The 16,965-nt window shown below is 71.4% G+C and carries 12 protein-coding genes; 3 read left to right on the top strand and 9 right to left on the bottom strand.

Features of this window, described 5'->3' with window-relative positions; translation table 11 throughout:
- Positions 1–3 precede the first annotated feature (3 nt).
- The 3 genes from DMP23_RS10780 to DMP23_RS10770 all read left to right on the top strand — a co-directional run bounded on the left by DMP23_RS10780 (position 4) and on the right by DMP23_RS10770 (position 3,349).
- Positions 4–822 carry a DNA-formamidopyrimidine glycosylase family protein gene (locus DMP23_RS10780; protein ID WP_134669144.1) on the top strand — a complete coding sequence of 273 codons (819 nt, stop codon included), beginning with the start codon at positions 4–6 and terminating at the stop codon, positions 820–822.
- Between the two features lie 376 nt (positions 823–1,198).
- A complete protein-coding gene (locus DMP23_RS10775) occupies positions 1,199–1,771 on the top strand; it encodes a GNAT family N-acetyltransferase (RefSeq protein ID WP_134728567.1) in 573 nt (190 codons plus the stop codon).
- 552 nt (positions 1,772–2,323) lie between these two features.
- Positions 2,324–3,349: a quinone-dependent dihydroorotate dehydrogenase gene (locus tag DMP23_RS10770; RefSeq protein ID WP_337820946.1), complete on the top strand. Its 1,026-nt coding sequence runs from the start codon at positions 2,324–2,326 to the stop codon at positions 3,347–3,349.
- Positions 3,350–3,415: 66 nt separating this feature from the next.
- Here DMP23_RS10770 and DMP23_RS10765 read toward each other — a convergent pair whose 3' ends face one another.
- The 9 genes from DMP23_RS10765 to DMP23_RS10725 form a co-directional block, all read right to left on the bottom strand.
- Positions 3,416–4,723 (bottom strand): allophanate hydrolase-related protein, encoded by a 1,308-nt coding sequence (locus tag DMP23_RS10765; protein WP_337820945.1) that lies wholly within the window; start codon positions 4,721–4,723, stop codon positions 3,416–3,418.
- 390 nt (positions 4,724–5,113) lie between these two features.
- Positions 5,114–6,097 (bottom strand): phage shock envelope stress response protein PspM, encoded by a 984-nt coding sequence (gene pspM, locus DMP23_RS10760; protein WP_337820944.1) that lies wholly within the window; start codon positions 6,095–6,097, stop codon positions 5,114–5,116.
- 38 nt (positions 6,098–6,135) lie between these two features.
- Positions 6,136–6,990: a PspA/IM30 family protein gene (locus tag DMP23_RS10755; RefSeq protein ID WP_134728562.1), complete on the bottom strand. Its 855-nt coding sequence runs from the start codon at positions 6,988–6,990 to the stop codon at positions 6,136–6,138.
- Between the two features lie 253 nt (positions 6,991–7,243).
- Positions 7,244–7,693: a helix-turn-helix domain-containing protein gene (locus tag DMP23_RS10750; protein ID WP_037812480.1), complete on the bottom strand. Its 450-nt coding sequence runs from the start codon at positions 7,691–7,693 to the stop codon at positions 7,244–7,246.
- Positions 7,694–7,793: 100 nt separating this feature from the next.
- Positions 7,794–8,258, bottom strand: coding sequence for a CinA family protein (locus DMP23_RS10745; RefSeq protein ID WP_238605445.1), 465 nt, complete (start codon positions 8,256–8,258; stop codon positions 7,794–7,796).
- Entirely contained in the window at positions 8,258–8,905 is a 648-nt protein-coding gene (gene pgsA / locus DMP23_RS10740) for a CDP-diacylglycerol--glycerol-3-phosphate 3-phosphatidyltransferase (RefSeq protein ID WP_337820943.1), read from the bottom strand. Before pgsA ends, DMP23_RS10745 begins: the two co-directional genes overlap by 1 nt.
- Positions 8,902–10,350, bottom strand: coding sequence for a 30S ribosomal protein S12 methylthiotransferase RimO (rimO, locus tag DMP23_RS10735; RefSeq protein WP_337820942.1), 1,449 nt, complete (start codon positions 10,348–10,350; stop codon positions 8,902–8,904). The genes pgsA and rimO overlap by 4 nt, the downstream gene beginning before the upstream one ends.
- 167 nt (positions 10,351–10,517) lie before the next feature.
- Positions 10,518–14,723, bottom strand: a complete 4,206-nt coding sequence (locus DMP23_RS10730; protein ID WP_337820941.1) for an AAA family ATPase — start codon at positions 14,721–14,723, stop codon at positions 10,518–10,520.
- Positions 14,724–14,842: 119 nt separating this feature from the next.
- Entirely contained in the window at positions 14,843–16,891 is a 2,049-nt protein-coding gene (locus tag DMP23_RS10725) for an acyltransferase family protein (protein ID WP_337820940.1), read from the bottom strand.
- Between the last annotated feature and the right edge of the window lie 74 nt (positions 16,892–16,965).

Here is a 16,965-nt window from a genome sequence, read left to right as displayed (position 1 = left end):
ACCGTGCCCGAGGGCGACACCGTATTCCTGGCCGGAAAACTGCTCGACCGCGCGCTCGCCGGGAAAACGTTGGTGCGCGGGCAGTTCCGGCACCCTGAACTGGCCACTGTGGACCTCGCGGGCCGGGAGGTGCACGGCGTCGGCACCGTCGGGAAGCATCTCTTCACGCGCTTCTCCGGCGACCTGACGCTGCACAGCCACCTGCGCATGGACGGCTCGTGGAAAATCCAGCCCGCGGGCGCGAAGTGGCCGATGCCCGCCCATCACGCGCGCGTCGTGCTGATGACCGACGACGTCCAGGCGATCGGTTTCCGGTTGCACGACCTGAAACTGCTGCCCACCGCCGAGGAGCACACTCTCGTCGATCACCTCGGCCCGGACCTGCTCGATCCACAGTGGACGGACGAGCACGCCGCGCTGGCCGCCGCCAACCTCGCCGCGAAACCGGACCGCGAACTCGGCGACGCTCTGCTCGACCAGCGGATCATGGCAGGCGTCGGCAACCTGTACAAGTGCGAGATCTCTTTCCTGCTAGGGGTTTCCCCGTGGACCCCAGTGTCCGAAGTGGACCCCGCACGAGCCGTGGCGCTCGCCCGGAAGCTGCTGGTAGCCAACGCCTGGCGGCACGAACAGGCCACCACCGGCGACCTCCGCCGCGGCCGCCGCACCTGGGTCTACGAACGCACCCGCCAGGGCTGCTTCCGCTGCGGCGGCCCGCTGCTGGTGCGCCAGCAGGGCGACGGCCAGTACCAGCGCCCGACCTGGTGCTGCCCGCGCTGCCAGCCCGGCCCCGTCCCGGCCGATGGACCGCCGCGCAAATGATGTTGCCGTATCTAGAGGTTCGCGGTTAGCGTGGCAGTACACGAGAGAGGAGGTGGTCCTAAGTTGTATTCACACAGGACTCGTGAGGTGGCTGTCCGCTAGCGGATGGCACGTGTAGGGACTTTGAGCAGCGATGCAACAAGAGCCACCTTCGGCTCATCGCCTGCTTCACGTGCTGCCTGCTGACGAATACCAGGCAGTCACCGGGTTCCCGGGGTTCTCGAGCACCGGTCCGGCTCGAGCCTGGACGCTGACGGCGTCCAGGAGGCGCCCCGGGAATTTCCATGTCCGCACGCGGCTCCGCGCGTGTTTTTTCCGCGCCAGGCGATCACCGCGGCGGTTCCTGCGGGCACGCGGAAGTCGCTAGGCTGGGAGGATGCTCAGGCCGGACTATCCGATCAGCACCGAACGCCTGCTCCTCCGCCCGTTCCGGGACGACGATCTCGATGCCCTGAACTCGTTCCAGTCCCGCGCGGACGTCGTCCGCTACCTGTACTGGGGACCGCGCAGCCGCGCGGAATCCGCAGCCGCGCTGGCGAAGCGCGTGCACAGCGCGACGCTGTCGGAGGAAGGCCAGTTCCTCGCCGTCGCCGTGGAACTCGCCGAAACCGGGCAGCTCATCGGCGACCTCAACCTCGAATACCTCAGCGCCGAACACCGCCAGGGCGAGATCGGCTTCGTCTTCCACCCCGACCACCACGGAAAAGGCCTGGCCCTGGAAGCAACGCGCGAGGTCCTGCGCCTCGGCTTCGAAGACCTGGGCCTGCACCGCATCATCGGCCGCTGCGACGGCCGCAACACCGCGTCGGCGACCTTGATGGAACGGCTGGGCATGCGCCAGGAAGCACGCCTGCGGGAAAACGAGATCGTCAAGGGCGAGTGGACCGACGAGCTGGTCTACGCCATGTTGGAAGACGAGTGGAAAGCCGGCGCCGCGAGGCGAAACTGATCCGCTCTGGTCGTGAGGGTTCCCTTCACGGACTACCGCCGCACTCGCCCGCCCGCGCCCCCAATGCGGCATTGGGTGCGTCAGACGCACCGAACGCCACATTGGGTGCATCGCATGCACCCAATGCCACGTTGGGGATCTTTCATCCTGGTTTGCCCTGATCAGGCTGGTGAACGAGCACGAGCAACGCCCAGAGCCGAGTGGTGGCGCGGCGCGGTTTGAGCCGCAACTCGCCGAAGATTCGCCAACTCTCGAGAGCCGCGAAGCCCCATCCCACGAAGCAACCCGCAGCCGATGCACCCACGATCGAGGCACCCAGCCCCTCCCCCGCACCCCGATACGAAGCCTCCCTGCGGTCTGGGGGTGCTTGTCAAGGCATCTTTCCCGCCTTGACAAGCACCCCCAGACCGTCAGCACAATCAAGCTTCGGGGTGCCCCACGCCACCGCTCAAAGCGATGTCGCCGCCAGGCGACGAGCCGCAACGCGACCCCCACCACACCAACCGAGATCCACCCCAGCCAGCCGACCCCCCATACGGCAGCATGGACGACGTGCTCTTCGACAGGATCGTCCGCCCAGCGATGTACCGGCTCGCCTACCACGACCCCGAGGTAGTCCACGAACGCACCGTCACCTTGCTGAGCCGAGCCGGGAAAACCCTCCGCCCGATCTCGAAGCTGTACCGCACCGCCGACCCCACCACCGTCCTCGGCCTGACCTTCCCCAACAAGATCGGCCTGGCCGCGGGCATGGACAAAAACGGCCGCGCCCTCCACGCCTGGCCCGCCCTGGGCTTCGGTTTCGTCGAGGTAGGCACAGTCACCCGCCATCCCCAGCCGGGCAACCCCAAGCCCCGTCTCTACAGCCTCCCGGCCACCGACGCGGTCATCAACCGCATGGGCTTCAACAACGACGGGGCCCAAGCCCTCGCCGACCGCCTGGCCGCGGACGGAAAACCCGCGGTCCCGCTGGGGATCAGCATCGGCAAGTCGAAGGTGACGCCGCTGGACGAGGCCGTCGAGGACTACCGCTTCTCGCTGCGCGCCCTGCACCCCTACGCGGACTACTTCGCGATCAACGTCAGCTCCCCGAACACCCCGGGTCTCCGTGCGCTGCAAGACAAAGCCGCGCTCGCCGAGCTGCTCGCCGAACTCCGCAAGACCGGCTCCGAACTGGGCGGCAACACTCCGCTGCTGGTCAAGGTCGCCCCCGACCTCACCGACGACGCGCTCGCCGAACTCCTCGAGGTCTGCCTGGAGCACGGCGTCGCCGGAATCATCGCGACCAACACGACCCTCTCCCGCGAAGGCATCGCCCCCGCCGAAGCCGCGCTGGCCGCCGAAACCGGCGGGCTTTCCGGCCGTCCGCTGACCCGGCGTTCGGCCGAGGTCGTCCGCTTCGTCCACGAGAAGACCGAAGGCAAGCTGCCCATCATCGGCGTCGGCGGCATCCTCGGCCCGGACGACGCCCGCCGCATGCTCGACGCCGGGGCCAGCCTCGTGCAGCTCTACACCGGCTTCGCCCTGCACGGGCCGGGACTCGTCCGCCGCGTCGGCCGGGGGCTCGCCGCCCGGTAGCACAGCGCCGAGCCCGAGTCCTCCCACGAAGACTCGGGCCCCCGCGCCGAAAGCGACCGCCCGGCCTCAGCCGGGGAACCGCGGTCCGCCAGTGCTGACGAACCGCAGGTACCCCCGCCAGGACGCGTACCGGTCCAGACCTTCCCCGCCCGCCGCGGCCGCTGGTTCGCACAGCACCGCCAGCGGCGTGCTCCCGTCTTCCAGCTCGACCCGGCCCAGCACGAACGGCGCGGCCAAGCCGGCGGCGAACCGGCCGAACGCCGCGGGAGACAACAGCCAGCGCTCGCCGTCCACGCCCGCCGAGCCGGAGATCACCCCGGGCTGCGGCGGCGTGACTCCGTCGAGCAGCACCATCCGGTAGCGCTCGGCGGTCCGGACCAGACCGCCGAACCGGGCGCCGTGCAGTTCGTCGTGCAGCGGCTGGCCGCACAGATGCGCGCCGAACACCACGACGTCGACGCTTTCGCACGGATACGGATCCGGCGACTGCTCGCCGGTCAGCACCGAAGCCAGGTCGAGCCCGATCTGGTCCTCGAACGCCCTTGTCACCACCGTGATCCCGTACGGCCGCCGGCCCCCCGGCACGGTCACCGCAGCGAGATCCAGGGCGTTCAGCGTTGCGTCCAGGACTCCGACGGTCGGCAGGAGAACCGCGTCCAGCTCCGCCAGCAGCGAGCGCGCCGCAGGGGCGTTTCCGGCCCCGTAAAGCGCACTGACGTCCACGGGGGCCAGCACGGCACCCGAAGCCTCCAGAGAGGCCGCGGCGACGTCGAACGCCCTCCTCGCGGGCAGCGGGAGGCTGGCTTCGGCGGGGATGCCGAGGCGCGGGTGCTGCCCGGCGGCGAGCCGGACGTCGGCGGGCCATTCGCGGGCCGCCGGGTCCAGACCATCGGGGCCGAGCATCGCCGCGATCGCGCGCTGGGCGGACGCGAGGCGGTGCGCGGACACCGAAACGGTCGGGCCGGGGATGAGCCCGGGCGTCGGTTTGAGGGTGAGCACGCCAGGCGGGGCGGCGATCTCGCGGGCGGCGGAATTCAGTGCCAGGTCGACGATCTCGAGTCCCACGACCGCGTTTTCCGGGTCCGCGACAGTGGTTCCGAGGACCACCGCGCCGGCGTCGGTCAGCCGCGCGAGCGCGGGCGGGCCGTCGGCGTCGGCCGCGCAGACGATTCCGGCGAGCGGCAGGTCTTCTCCGGCGTGGACGCGTTCGTCGACGGTTTTCGCCTCGACGAGCACTTCCTCCATGGTCCGCACCGAAGCCCAGAGTCCGGGGCGGTCGGCTTTCGCGAGCCGCTCGAACGCGGTGCGGACCCGCTCGTGCGAGCTGGGCGGAGGGACGGGAACAGGATCAGGTTCCGGCGGGAGCGTAGTCACGAGGGCGTCCTTTCCTCGGCGGGATCGGAGGAGTCCACTGTGTACGTCCGGCGCCGCGAACCTCAGCCCGCGACGCCGGGCCTGGCGGGTGCCAACACCGACCTCATGAGAAAAACGTTAAACCGCAGACGTTTCCGTCACCAGCAGGATCGGATTACGCGATTGTTGCGGTGTGCGGGGGAAACTCACGCACCGTCGCGGCCGGATGCGTCCGGTTGCGCCGACCGGAATCCCAAACTCGGCCATCAGGACGGCGGTTCCGCCCGATCGCTGCGATTCCCGGAGTCGTCGCGAAGCAGCAGGCCCGGACCACATTCACCCCTGGATCGGGCGTTTCGCAGCGGATTCCCCGGTCGCAAGTCAGCCCCCTGGCGCCCCACGGAACCAGGGTCAGCCGAGATCCTTCAACGCCAGCGCCAACCCGGCGAGCCGGTCCGTCGCGTCCGTCAGCGCCTCCCGCGACGTGACCATCCCGTCACTGCTCGCGGCCACCGCACGACCGGCCGCGGCGACCAAGCCGCCGTAGCCCTCGATGCCGTCGTCGAGTTGTTCGCGCAGTTTCGCGATCGCGGCCTGCAGCGCCGAACGTTCGCGCTCCGGCGCGGAATTGCGGCCCCGTTCGATCGCCTGGATCCGGTCGGCCAGGCCGCGCAGCGCACGGGCTGCCTCGTCGGCCGTCGCGCGGGCGTCGGCGACGGAAACCTCGGGAACCGCCGTGGTGCCCAGCGAAGTCGGGACCGAAAGCTGCTTCAGGAGTTCCCGCAGCGAAGCTTCCGACTCGGCCAGCCGCTCCATCGGCTCGCGCGCGGCCGAACCGGCGGCGGGCAGCGGCGGCGGGCCGCTGGGCGCGGCGGGCAGTTCGACCTTCTTGAGCTCTCGTAACCGCATCCCGGTGCGGACGCTGAACGTGCCGAACACCAGCGTCGCGAACCCGGAGAACACCGCCTGCCCGATCTCCGGACCGGCCACCGCCCCGCCGAGCAATCCGGTGGCGGTGAGCACGGTGAGGACCCCGAACAGGATCGTGACCAGCACCCACAGCGTCAGCACGCGCGAGGTGCGGCGGACCCGCCGCTGGTGCTTCGCGCTCGGCTCGTTCCAGCGCTGCCATTTCGCGCGGACCTCGGCCACCGCGGGCACCTGTCCGGCCACCGCGGAAAACGCGGCCGGGGCCGACGGGCGGCGCGGAACCGGCGGCGGGGAGACCGGACCGCGCTGGGTCCGGCCGTTCTGCTGCGGCTTCCCGCCCGCCTCGTCGGCGGGCGGGAAGTACCGCTGCAGCTTCTCCTGGGCGCGCTGGGCGTAGTCGGGCAACCGCTCGATGTGCTTCTCGAGCTTCGCGTTGAACTCGCTGAAGTCCCGTCGCTTGGTCATCCGGCCCTACCCCCTGCGCGCCGCTCGTGCCCGGCCGGTCAGGCCGGGTTCTTGCCCTGTTCCGCCTGCACGCGGGCCTGGATCTCCCGCTGGATGTCGCCGGAGGCGGCGGCCGGCTTGGCCGCACCCGCGCCCGCGGACGCGCTGCCGTCGGTGACCTGGGCGACCGAGTCGCCGCGCATCGACGCGCGGATCTGCTCGAGCCGCGAGTGGCCCGCCATCTGGGTGGCCGACTCCTGGACCTCCATCATGCGGCCCTGCACCGAGTTCTGCGCCAGCTCCGCCGAGCCCAGCGCGGTGGTGTAGCGCTTCTCGATCTTGTCCCGGACCTCTTCCAGCGACGGCGTGTTGCCCGGCGCGGCCAGCTGGCTCATCTGGTTCAGCGACGCGGAGACCTGCTCCTGCATCTTCGCCTGCTCCAGCTGCGAGAGCAGCTTGGTGCGCTCGGCCAGCTTCTGCTGCAGCATCGTCGCGTTGCGCTCGACGGCCTGCTTGGCCTGCGTCGCCGCCTGCAGCGACTGGTCGTGCAGCGTCTTGAGGTCTTCGATGCTCTGCTCGGCGGTGACCAGCTGCGCGGCGAAGCTCTCCGCCGCGGTCTCGAACTGGGTCGCCTTCGCCTCGTCGCCCTTGCTGCGGGCCTCGTCGGCCAGCACCAGCGCCTGGCGCGTCGAGGCCTGCAGCTTCTCGACCTCGCCGAGCTGGCGGTTGAGCTTCATCTCCAGCTGCCGCTGGTTGCCGATCACGGAGGCGGCCTGCTGCGTCAGCGCCTGGTGGTTGCGCTGCGCCTCCTCGATGGCCTGCTGGATCTGTACCTTCGGGTCGGCGTGCTCGTCGATCTTCGACGAGAACGCCGCCATCATGTACTTCCAGAACTTCACGAACGGGTTGGCCATCTCCTCCGCCTGCCTTCTTGCGTCCCACGGGCCCTGATTGCTTCGGGGCGGGGCGTCGCTCCCCTAGTCGCATAACGTACCGACCCCGGCGTTGGGTTCCATCGTGTCAGGTCGGCCTCCGCCGTTCCAGGCGACCCCGGGGGAATTCAGGGTCAGCCCTGACCGGCGGCCGGGACCGGCCCGGAGGGGAACCCCGCGCACGCCGACGGCCCCGGGGAGATCCCCGGGGCCGTGCAGCGAAACAGCGCCGGCGTTACGCCGCGATCGTGGACGCGAGCTTGGGCGCGCCGATCGTGGTCCGCAACGTCGTGTTCATCCGCGGCGCGGGCTGAAGCCGCAGGTCGGAGAGGTCGTCGCCGATCAGCTCCGACACCAGGCGGCCGCCTTCGAACCCGGCCTCGCCCCGGTCCGGGACAGTCTGGCCCGGCGCGGTCTCCACCTCTTCGACCGGCGCGACCTCGACCTTGTCGAGGGCCGACACGTCGGCGGCGACCTTGTGCAGCAGCTCGCCCAGCGGCAGCTCCAGCGCCTCGCAGATCGACGCCAGCAGCTCGCTGGAAGCTTCCTTCTGGCCGCGCTCGACCTCGGACAGGTAGCCGAGGCTCACCCGGGCGGCGCGGGAGATGTCACGCAGCGTCCGACGCTGGTTGGTGCGGGCATGACGGAGCCGATCACCGATCGCCTCGCGCAACAGCACGGTCATCACGCGCCTCCCTTCCCGAACTGGTGCCTCCTACGTTACCCAGAGCGGTACCCCGAGTGCAGGACTTGACACGTACGTACGCCAAGGGCGAACGCCGTTTTCAGTCTAATTGTTCCCCGAGCAGCGCGAACGCGGCGCGCACCGACGCGGTCCGGATCGTGTCCCGGTCACCGGTCTCGGCCAGCTCACGCACCGTGTCCACGCCGGGTCCGCTGAGCCCGACGTACACCGTGCCCGGGGCCACGCCGTCCTGCGGATCCGGCCCGGCGACACCGGTCAGGCCGAGGCCCCAGGTCGCCCCGCACCGCTCCCGCGCGCCCCTGGCCAGCTGCGCGGCGACGTCGGGGTGCACCGCACCGTGCTCGGCCAGCAGCTGTTCGTCGACCCCGGCGAGCGCGGCCTTCAGCTCTGTGGCGTAGACCACCAGACCGCCGCGCAGCACCGCGCTCGCGCCCGGCACCTCGGCGAGCGTGGCGCAGACGAGACCGGCCGTGAGCGACTCCGCGGCGGCCACGGTTTCCCCCCGGCGGGTGAGGGTCGCGACGAGTTCGCGCGCTTCGGTCATCACGAGCCCATCGCGCGCCGGCCGGCGGCGCGCAGGCGGATCGCGCGGATCAGGTAGTCGACCCCGGTGATCACGGTCAGCGCCACCGCGAGACCCATCAGCGCCCAGCGCACCGGGTCCGCGCCGGCCGGCAGCGGCAGCAGATAGGTCACGATCGCGACGATCTGCGCCATCGTCTTCGCCTTGCCGCCGCGGCTGGCCGGGATCACGCCATGGCGGATCACCCAGAACCGCAGCAGGGTCACGCCGATCTCGCGCACCGCGATCACGATCGTGACCCACCAGGACAGCTCCCCCAGCGCGCTGAGCCCGACCAGCGCGGCGCCGATGAGCGCCTTGTCCGCGATCGGGTCGGCGATCTTGCCGAAGTCGGTGATGAGCCCGTAGCGGCGGGCGACCCAGCCGTCGACCTGGTCGGTGGCCGAGGCGATGGCGAACAGCCCGGTGGCGATCGCGCGCCACGTGGTGTCCTCGCCGTGGCCGGTGAACAGCGCGACCACGAACAGCGGGACCAGGACGAGCCGCGAGATGGTGAGCAGATTCGCCAGGTTCAGCGTCGGGACCGGAGTCGCCTCGGGCAGCTGAGCCCCGCCCTCCGACGCGGCGCGGGGCACGCCCTCGCCAGCCCCGCTGGGCGCGGCACTCACCGGCCGGCGTCCGGTGCCGGACGGACGACCAGGTCGACGCCGGCGGAGTCGACGACCTCGCAGCGGACGATGTCGCCCACCGAGAGCGGCTTGGTCTCTTCGTCCTCGAGAATGACGCATTCCCCGTCGACCTCAGGGGCCTGGTGCGCGGCGCGGCCGACCGCGTCGTCGCCGTCCGTGCCGTCGTGCTCGACCAGCACGTCCACGAAGGTGCCGATGCGGTCCTCGGCGCGCTGCGCGGTCAGCTCCTCGACCAGCGCCGAGATGCGCGCGACGCGCTCGGCGACCACGGCCGGGTCGAGCTTGCCCTCGAAGGTCTCGGCCTCGGTGCCGTCCTCGTCGGAGTAGCCGAACACGCCGACCGCGTCGAGCCGCGCCCCGGTGAGGAACCGCTCCAGCTCGGCCAGGTCGTCCTCGGTCTCGCCGGGGAAGCCGACGATCACGTTGGTGCGGATGCCCGCCTCGGGCGAGTACTCGCGGATCTGCTCGGTGAGCGCGAGGAACGAGTCGGTGGACCCGAACCGGCGCATCCGGCGCAGCACCTGCTCGCTGGAGTGCTGGAAGGACAGGTCGAAGTAGTCCGCGACGCCCGGCGTGGTCGCGATCGCCTGCACCAGCTGCGGCCGCGTTTCGGCGGGCTGCAGGTAGGAGACGCGGACGCGCTCGATGCCGTCGACCTCCGCGAGCCGCGGCAGCAGCAGTTCGAGCGCGCGGGTGCCGTCGCGGCCGAAGTCCTTGCCGTACGACGTGGAGTTCTCGCTGACCAGGAACAGTTCCTTCGCGCCGTTCTCGGCGAGCCAGGCGGCCTCGGCGACGATCTCGTCGGGCTGGCGGGACACGAACGACCCGCGGAACGACGGGATCGCGCAGAACGAGCAGCGCCGGTCGCAGCCGGAGGCGATCTTCAGCGCGGCGACCGGGGAATCGTCGAGCCGCGTGCGCAGGACGCGCGGGCCCCAGCCGTGCTGCGCGTGCCCGGGCACCTCGACCTCGGCGGTCGCGGCGGGCCGCTGCACCGGGCTGATCGGCAGCAGCTTGCGGCGGTCGGACGGGGTGTGCGAGGCGATCGCGCGGCCGGCGACCACGTCGTCCAGCCGCGACGAGAGGTCGGCGTAGTGGTCGAAGCCGAGCACCGCGTCGGCCTCGGGGAGGCTGTCGGCGAGTTCGGTGCCGTAGCGCTCGGCCATGCAGCCGACCGCGACGACCTTGCGGCCGGTGTCGGCGGCGGCGAGCAGCGTGTCGACCGAGTCCTTTTTGGCCGATTCGACGAACCCGCACGTGTTGACCACGACGACGTCGGAGTCCTCCGGTTCGGCGGCCAGTTCCCAGCCGCCCGCGGCCAGCCGGCCCGCCAGCTCCTCGGAATCGACCTCGTTGCGGGCACAGCCCAAGGTCACGAGGGAGACACGGCGGGCGCGAGCGGAGTCAGCGGCTGGAGAAGGCACGACGTTCAGGGTAGCCGTCGCGTCCGGACCGCCCCGAGACGGAGTCGCCCAGTGCGGTGACCCGGTCTCCTCCGGCGCCGGGTTCGCCGTCCGTGAAGGGCCCCTCGAGGGAATCAGATTCCTTCAAGGAGTCCTTCACGGACGGCAAACCCGGTCGTCCGAGCGGGTCATTCCGCGGCGGACACGTCCGGGACCGTCAGCAGGGTCAGCTCCGCGTCGTCCAGCGCCTCCAAGTCGACGTCCGGGCCGGCCAGCCGCATCGCCTGCGCCCGGATCGCGCGTTCGAGCAGGCCGCGGGCCGAACGGCCGTTGGCGAAACCCGTTCCGCGGTCGAGGCCGGCCATGAACCCGGGCAGCGCTTCGACGAGCCCGGGGTCGAGCCGGTAGCCCTGTTTGCCCGCCATGGCGGTGAAGATCGCGGCCAGCTGGTCGTTGTCGTAGTCGGCGAAGTGCACCGTCGCGCCGAAGCGGGACCGCAGGCCCGCGTTGGCGTCGAGGAAGCGGTCCATGTCCGCCGGGTAGCCCGCGGCGATCACGATCAGGTCCTCGCGGTGGTTCTCCATCTGCACCAGCAGTTCGGCGACCGCCTCGCTGCCGAAGTCGGTGCCGTTCGAGTAGCTCTGGACCAGGTTGTACGCCTCGTCGATGAACAGCAGCCCGCCGATCGCCCGCTCGCACACCTCGCGGGTCTTCGGCGCGGTCTGGCCGATGTACTCGCCGACCAGGTCCGGCCGCGCGACCTCGACGAGGTGCCCGGACGGCAGCACGCCGAGCTCCCGGTAGAGCTGGCCCATCAGGCGCGCGACGGTCGTCTTCGCCGTGCCGGGGTTGCCGGTGAACACCAGGTGCCTGCTGCGCGCCCCGACCGGCAGCCCGGCCTTGCGGCGGCGCGCGTCCAGCCGCGTTTCCGCGACCAGTGCGCGGACCTGCTCCTTCACCCCGTCCAGGCCGATCATGCCGTCGAGTTCGGCCAGCAGGTCGTCCAGCCCGCGGCGCGGTCCGGCGTCGTCGCTGACCGCGACCCCGGCCTCGCCCGGCAGGTCCGCGGCCACGAGGACGGCCAGCTGGTCCGGCGGCGTGTCCGGGGCGGCGGCGAGCCGGCTGGACTGCCCGCTGATCGCGGCTTCCAGCAGGCCGCGCGCGGACCGGCCGTTCGCGAACCCGCGGCCGCGCGGGATGCGGCGGATCGCCTCGGGCAGCGCGGCGGCGAGGTCGGCGGACAGCTCGTAGCCCTGGCTCTTCGCCATCACGGTGAAAATCCCGGCGAGTTCCTCGTTGGTGTAGTCCGGGAACTCGATCCGGCCGGAGAACCGCGACCGCAGGCCGGGGTTGGACTCGAGGAACTCGTCCATCTGCTTGGGATAGCCCGCGACGAAGACCACCAGGTCCTCGCGGTGGTTCTCCATCTGCACCAGCAGTTCGGTGACGGCTTCCTTGCCGTAGTCGTCGTTGTCGTCGCGCACGAGGTTGTACGCCTCGTCGATGAACAGCACGCCGCCCGCGGCCCGTTCGCACACTTCGCGGGTCTTCGGCGCGGTCTGGCCGGTGAACTCGGCGACGAGATCGCCGCGGCCGACTTCCACGAGGTGCCCGGACGGCAGCACGCCCAGCTCGCGGTAGATCTGCCCGACCAGCCGCGACACGGTCGTCTTCGCCGTGCCCGGGTTGCCGGTGAACAGCAGGTGGCGGCTGCGGACGGCGACCTTCATGCCCGCTTCGCGCCGCCGCGCGTCGACGGCCATCTCGTCCACCATGGACCGCACGCGCTGTTTCACCGAGCCGAGCCCGATCATCGCGTCCAGTTCGGCCAGCAGCTCCGGCAGACTGCGCCGCGGTCCGGTGTCGTCCACCGCGCCCACCCCGGATTCGCCGGGCTGCGGGAGGTCGGCGGCGACGAGCGTGACCAGGTCCGCGCCGCCGTCGGTGGTCAACCGGGTGGACTGCTTCCCGATCGCCGCTTCCAGCAGCACGCGCGCGGACCGGCCGTTCGCGAAGCCGCGCCCGCGCGGGATCCGCCGGACCGCTTCGGGCAGCGCCGCGAGCAGGTCCGCGGACAGCTCGTAGCCCTGCCCCTTCGCCATCGCGCGGAAGATCTGCGCCAGCTCGTCGTTGGAGTAGTCCGGGAATTCGATGGACCCGGCGAACCGCGAGCGCAGGCCGGAGTTGGACTCCAGGAAGGCGTCCATCTCCTTCGGGTAGCCGGCCGCGAAGACCACCAGGTCCTCGCGGTGGTTTTCCATCTGCACCAGCAGTTCCGCGACCGCTTCCCGGCCGAAGTCGTCGTCCTTGTCGTTCACGAGGTTGTAGGCCTCGTCGAGGAACAGCACGCCGCCGACGGCCCGCTGGACCGCCGCGCGGGTCTTCAGCGACGTCTGGCCCACGTACTCGCCGACCAGATCGGTGCGGGTCACCTCGACGACGTGGCCCTTGGGCAGCGCGCCGAGCGCCTGGTAGATCTTGCCGAGCAGCCGGGCGACGGTCGTCTTCGCCGTGCCGGGATTGCCGGTGAGCAGCAGATGGCGGCTGCGCACGGCGACCTTCATGCCCGCTTCGCGGCGCCGCGCGTCGATCGTCATCTCCGACGTCAGCGAACGGACCCGCTCCTTGACCGCGGCGAGGCCGATCATCCCGTCCAATTCGGCGAGCAGCTCCTCGATCGAGGACCCGCCGCGCTGGCCGGCCGCGGCGACGAGCGGCTCGATGTCCGGATGGCCGATCTCGATCCGGGTGCCCGGCATCGCGCCCCGGCTGATCGCCTGCCGCGAGGCCGCGTCCAGCAGCGCCTCCACCGTGCGGGCGCTGGGTTCCTTGACGAGCGCGGCGAGGCGGTCGCGCACGTCGGCGGGCAGGCCGAACGAGCGCTCCCGGGCGAGGACGTCGAGCAGCGCGGCCGCTTCGGCGGGCCGGTCGAACCGGGGCAGCCGGTACTGCAGCATGTTCTGCACCAGGTCGGGGGCCTCGGCATTGAGCTGTTCGAGGACCTTTTCGGTGCCGTCCAAGACGATCAGGCGGCAGCTGTCCTGGTCGCGCGCGTAGTTGCGGAGCAGCCGGACGGTGCCGGCGAGGTCCTTCTCGAAGAGCGCGTCGACCCGCTCGGCGAGCATGAGCGCGGAGCCGCCGTTCTCGATCTCGTTGATCGTCGTCGGCACGGAACGCTCGATCGGGTCGTCGCCGTACTCGGCGACCAGGACGGCGCAGTCGAAGAACTCGGCGTTGTCGAACCCGACCTCGGCCTCGGTCAGCGACGCCTTCAGCGCCCGGGTGAACCGGCGCTGGCCGGTGTTCGCCTCCCCGATCAGCAGGATGAACGGGTTCGGCTGCTTGGTGCCCGCGGTCATCCGGGCCGCTTCGCGCTTCTCCCATTCGGCGTAGGCCTTCTGCCACTCCTCGTAGGCCTTTTCGTAGCGGGACTGCTCCTTGCGCTGCCACATGCGGTTGCCCGCGGCGAGCAGGTCGAGCGTGACCGACCGGCTGTGCCGCGCCATGTCGCCGAGCACGTTGTTGCCGTTGCCGTCCGAACCCGGCCGTTCCGGTTCCGGCGGCGGCGGTTCGCCGGGGCCGTTCGCGGTGCCGTGCCGGGTGGCGTCCGCCCAGGCGACCACCCGGGTGGCGCGCGTGACGAACTCGGCCATCGATTCGGTCCCGGCGACGAACATCCCCGCCTGGCCGAGGCTCTCGACCCGGATCTGCGGCGGCTGAGCGGGATTCGGGGCGCTCGCGGGGACCGGCTGCGGCGATCCCGGAGGCCCGGCCGCGGGCAGCGGCGGAGGCCCCGCGGGCGCGGCTGGCGGCTGCGGTGCCGGAGGCGCGCCGGGCGGTGGCTGCGCCGGGACTTGTCCGGACCACGGGCCGCCCTGCGGCGGCTGGTAGCCGGGCGGCGGCGGCCGGTAGCCCTGCGGCGCGGGAGGCGGGCCGCCGAATCCGTTGCCTTGCGGCGCGGCGGGTCCGGGATAGCCGCCGGGGCCGCCCTGCGGTCCGGGATAGCCCTGCGGCGGCCCCGCGTACCCGCCGGGATTGCCCTGGGGCGCGGCGAAACCGCCCGGGTTGCTCGGCGGACCCGGATACGGCGGCCGGGGTCCTCCGTTGCCGGGACCGGCGTAGCCCGGCTGGCCGCCCGGGTACTGCTGCGGCGCGCCGTAGCCCGGCGCGGGCGTGCCGGGAGCGGGCGGCGGCACGAGACGGGCCGCGCCGCGGTAGCTGGGATCCGCGGGCGGCTGCGTGTACTGCCAGTTCCCGTCCGGCAGCCTGCGCTGCCACGCCTGGCCGGGGACGAGCAGCCATCCGACGCCGTCCGGGCCGGTCAGCGCGGCCGTCCGGCCCGCCGCCGCCTCGGACTGTGCGGCCTGGAATGCGTCCCACCCTGCGCGCGTCAAAAAGACCAGCTCCCCCTCAGGTGCCCGTGCGGCGATCCCGCCGCCGCCCCATTGTGCCCAACCCGGGACGCTCCGCGACGGCTAGTCGCCGAACTCGTCCCTTGCCGCCTCGCGCGCGGTCACCACCGCAGGGCTTGTTTGAGCTGTTTGACCGCGATCGGCGCGAGTGTCGTGTTGAAGGTCGCGGACGGATGGTTGTCGTCCATGTAGACCAGCACGTTCCCGACGACCGCGCGGCAGCGCTTCTGGTCGCAGTAGTAGTCGGTGAAGTCCAGGAAGGTCACGTTGTCCGGGACGTCCTCGACCTGCTCCCACGACGGCGTCGCGGCCACCGCGGCGGACCGCGGCACCGAGCACGACGGGTCGGCCGGGCTCTTCTGCGCGACGCAGCTGGCCATGTTGAACGTGTAGCGCGGGTTGTCGCGCACGGCCACGACCGGGATGCCCGCCTTGTCCAAAGTGGACCAGACGTCGGCGAAGCCCTTCGGCGTCGTCTCGTGCGGCCCCGGCTTCGAGTTGATGGTGCCGAGCATGATCACCGCGTCCGGGCGCGTGTCGAGCAGTTCGTCGGTGACGGCCTTGTTCCAGTCGAGACAGGGCTGGTCGCCGGGCATCAGCTCGGAGCCGGACGAGTACGGGCACGCGCCCTTCAGCATGGTCGAGACTTCCCAGCCGTCGGAGACGATCGCGGGCCGGAAAGACGCGAGGAACTGCTGGATGTGCGAGTCCCCGACCAGCACGACCCGCTTCGTCGGCGGGCCCTCCGGGAACTCCGAGCAGATCTGCAGTTCCTTGTTGCGCGGCGAGATCGAGCACTGGTCCAGCGGCGTGCGGGCCCAGTCGTCGGCCAGCTTCACCGTGGGCGGCACGATCGACGGCGACGGCGTGCCGCGGTAGACGAAGCCCGGCGCGTGCGCGACCGCGCCCGGGTGGTCCGGGTCGCCGATGGCGATCTCGTAGTTCGCCCGCGCGCTGCTCACGCCCTGCCAGACGCCGCTCGCGACGAGCACCGGGGCCAGCGCCAGCACGCCGAACCGGTAGGCGCCCCAGCGTTTCGCGGTGCCGATCTTCGACAGCCGGATCGGGTTTTCGATCAGGTGGTAGGTCAGGATCGAGAGCAGGAACGACACGCCGACCACGAACGCGCCGCCGAGCAGGCCGACCGCCACCCGGTCGCGGACGATCAGGTAGAACACCAGCACCGGCCAGTGCCACAGGTACAGCGAGAAGCTGAGGTTGCCGACGTAGCCGAGGAATTTCGAGCTGAGCCAGCGGTCCGCGCCGAGCACGCTGCCGGTCTGCCCGGCGACCAGCACCAGGCCCGCCGAGACGGTCGGCCACAGCGCGATCCAGCCGGGGAACACGCTGTCGACCTCGAGCAGCACGCCGCACAGCACCAGCCCCGCGACGCCGACCCAGCCGAGCACGATGCGCAGCAGGCGCGGCAGCGTGACCTGGTCGAGGAACATCGCCATCAGGCCGCCGAGCGCGAATTCCCACACCCGGGTAAGGCCGTGGAAGTAGGCCAGCGGCTGGTCGGCGGCGGTGAGGTACACCGAGTACGCGAGCGAGGCGGCGAACAGGACGATCAGCAGCAGGTTCACCGTGCGCCGCAGCGACCAGCCGAGCCGGCGCACGAGCAGGCCGAGGCCGACGAACAGCAGCGGCCACAGCACGTAGAACTGGCCCTGGATGGACAGCGACCAGAAGTGCTGTACCAGGCTCGCGCTGTTGTGCTGGGCGAAGTAGTCCACCGAATCGGCCGCGAGCTGCCAGTTCTCGTAGAACAGCGCCGACGCGACGACCTCGCGGATGGTCTGGAACCAGCGGTCCTGCGGCAGCAGCAGCTGGGACACGACCACGACGGTGAGCAGCACGGTCATCGCGGCCGGGAAGAGCCGTTTGATCATCCGGGCCCAGGTGGCGCGCAGCTCGATGCGGCCGCGCAGCAGCGCCCGGTAGAGCTGCCCGGTGATGAGGAACCCGGAGACGAGGAAGAACACGTCGACGCCGCCGGAGATCCGGTCGAACCACACGTGGTAGACCACGACCAGCACCGAGGCCAGCGCCCGCACGCCCTGCAGCTCGGGCCGGAACCGCGCTTGCGCGCTCGGCCCGGCGGGAGGTTTGCCGGGCCGTTCCGGGGCAGCCACCGTGGTGCCGGACATGCAGGTTCCTCCCGGGGGCCGGCGGCGGGCCGGGCCGCCGACTACTGGTCATGTGCGTCCACTAGCTATACGTG

The organism is Amycolatopsis sp. A1MSW2902, assembly GCF_017312175.1.
Lineage (GTDB): Bacteria > Actinomycetota > Actinomycetes > Mycobacteriales > Pseudonocardiaceae > Amycolatopsis > Amycolatopsis nivea.
This window is presented reverse-complemented; position numbering and strand designations above follow the sequence as displayed.

Bases quoted from the DNA above. Each gene is read 5' to 3' on its own strand.
- DMP23_RS10775 (WP_134728567.1), top strand. From the start codon at position 1,199: ATGCTCAGGCCGGACTATCCGATCAGCACCGAACGCCTGCTCCTCCGC.
- pspM (WP_337820944.1), bottom strand. From the start codon at position 6,097: ATGACCAAGCGACGGGACTTCAGCGAGTTCAACGCGAAGCTCGAGAAG.
- DMP23_RS10755 (WP_134728562.1), bottom strand. From the start codon at position 6,990: ATGGCCAACCCGTTCGTGAAGTTCTGGAAGTACATGATGGCGGCGTTC.
- DMP23_RS10750 (WP_037812480.1), bottom strand. From the start codon at position 7,693: ATGACCGTGCTGTTGCGCGAGGCGATCGGTGATCGGCTCCGTCATGCC.
- DMP23_RS10745 (WP_238605445.1), bottom strand. From the start codon at position 8,258: ATGACCGAAGCGCGCGAACTCGTCGCGACCCTCACCCGCCGGGGGGAA.
- DMP23_RS10725 (WP_337820940.1), bottom strand. From the start codon at position 16,891: ATGTCCGGCACCACGGTGGCTGCCCCGGAACGGCCCGGCAAACCTCCC.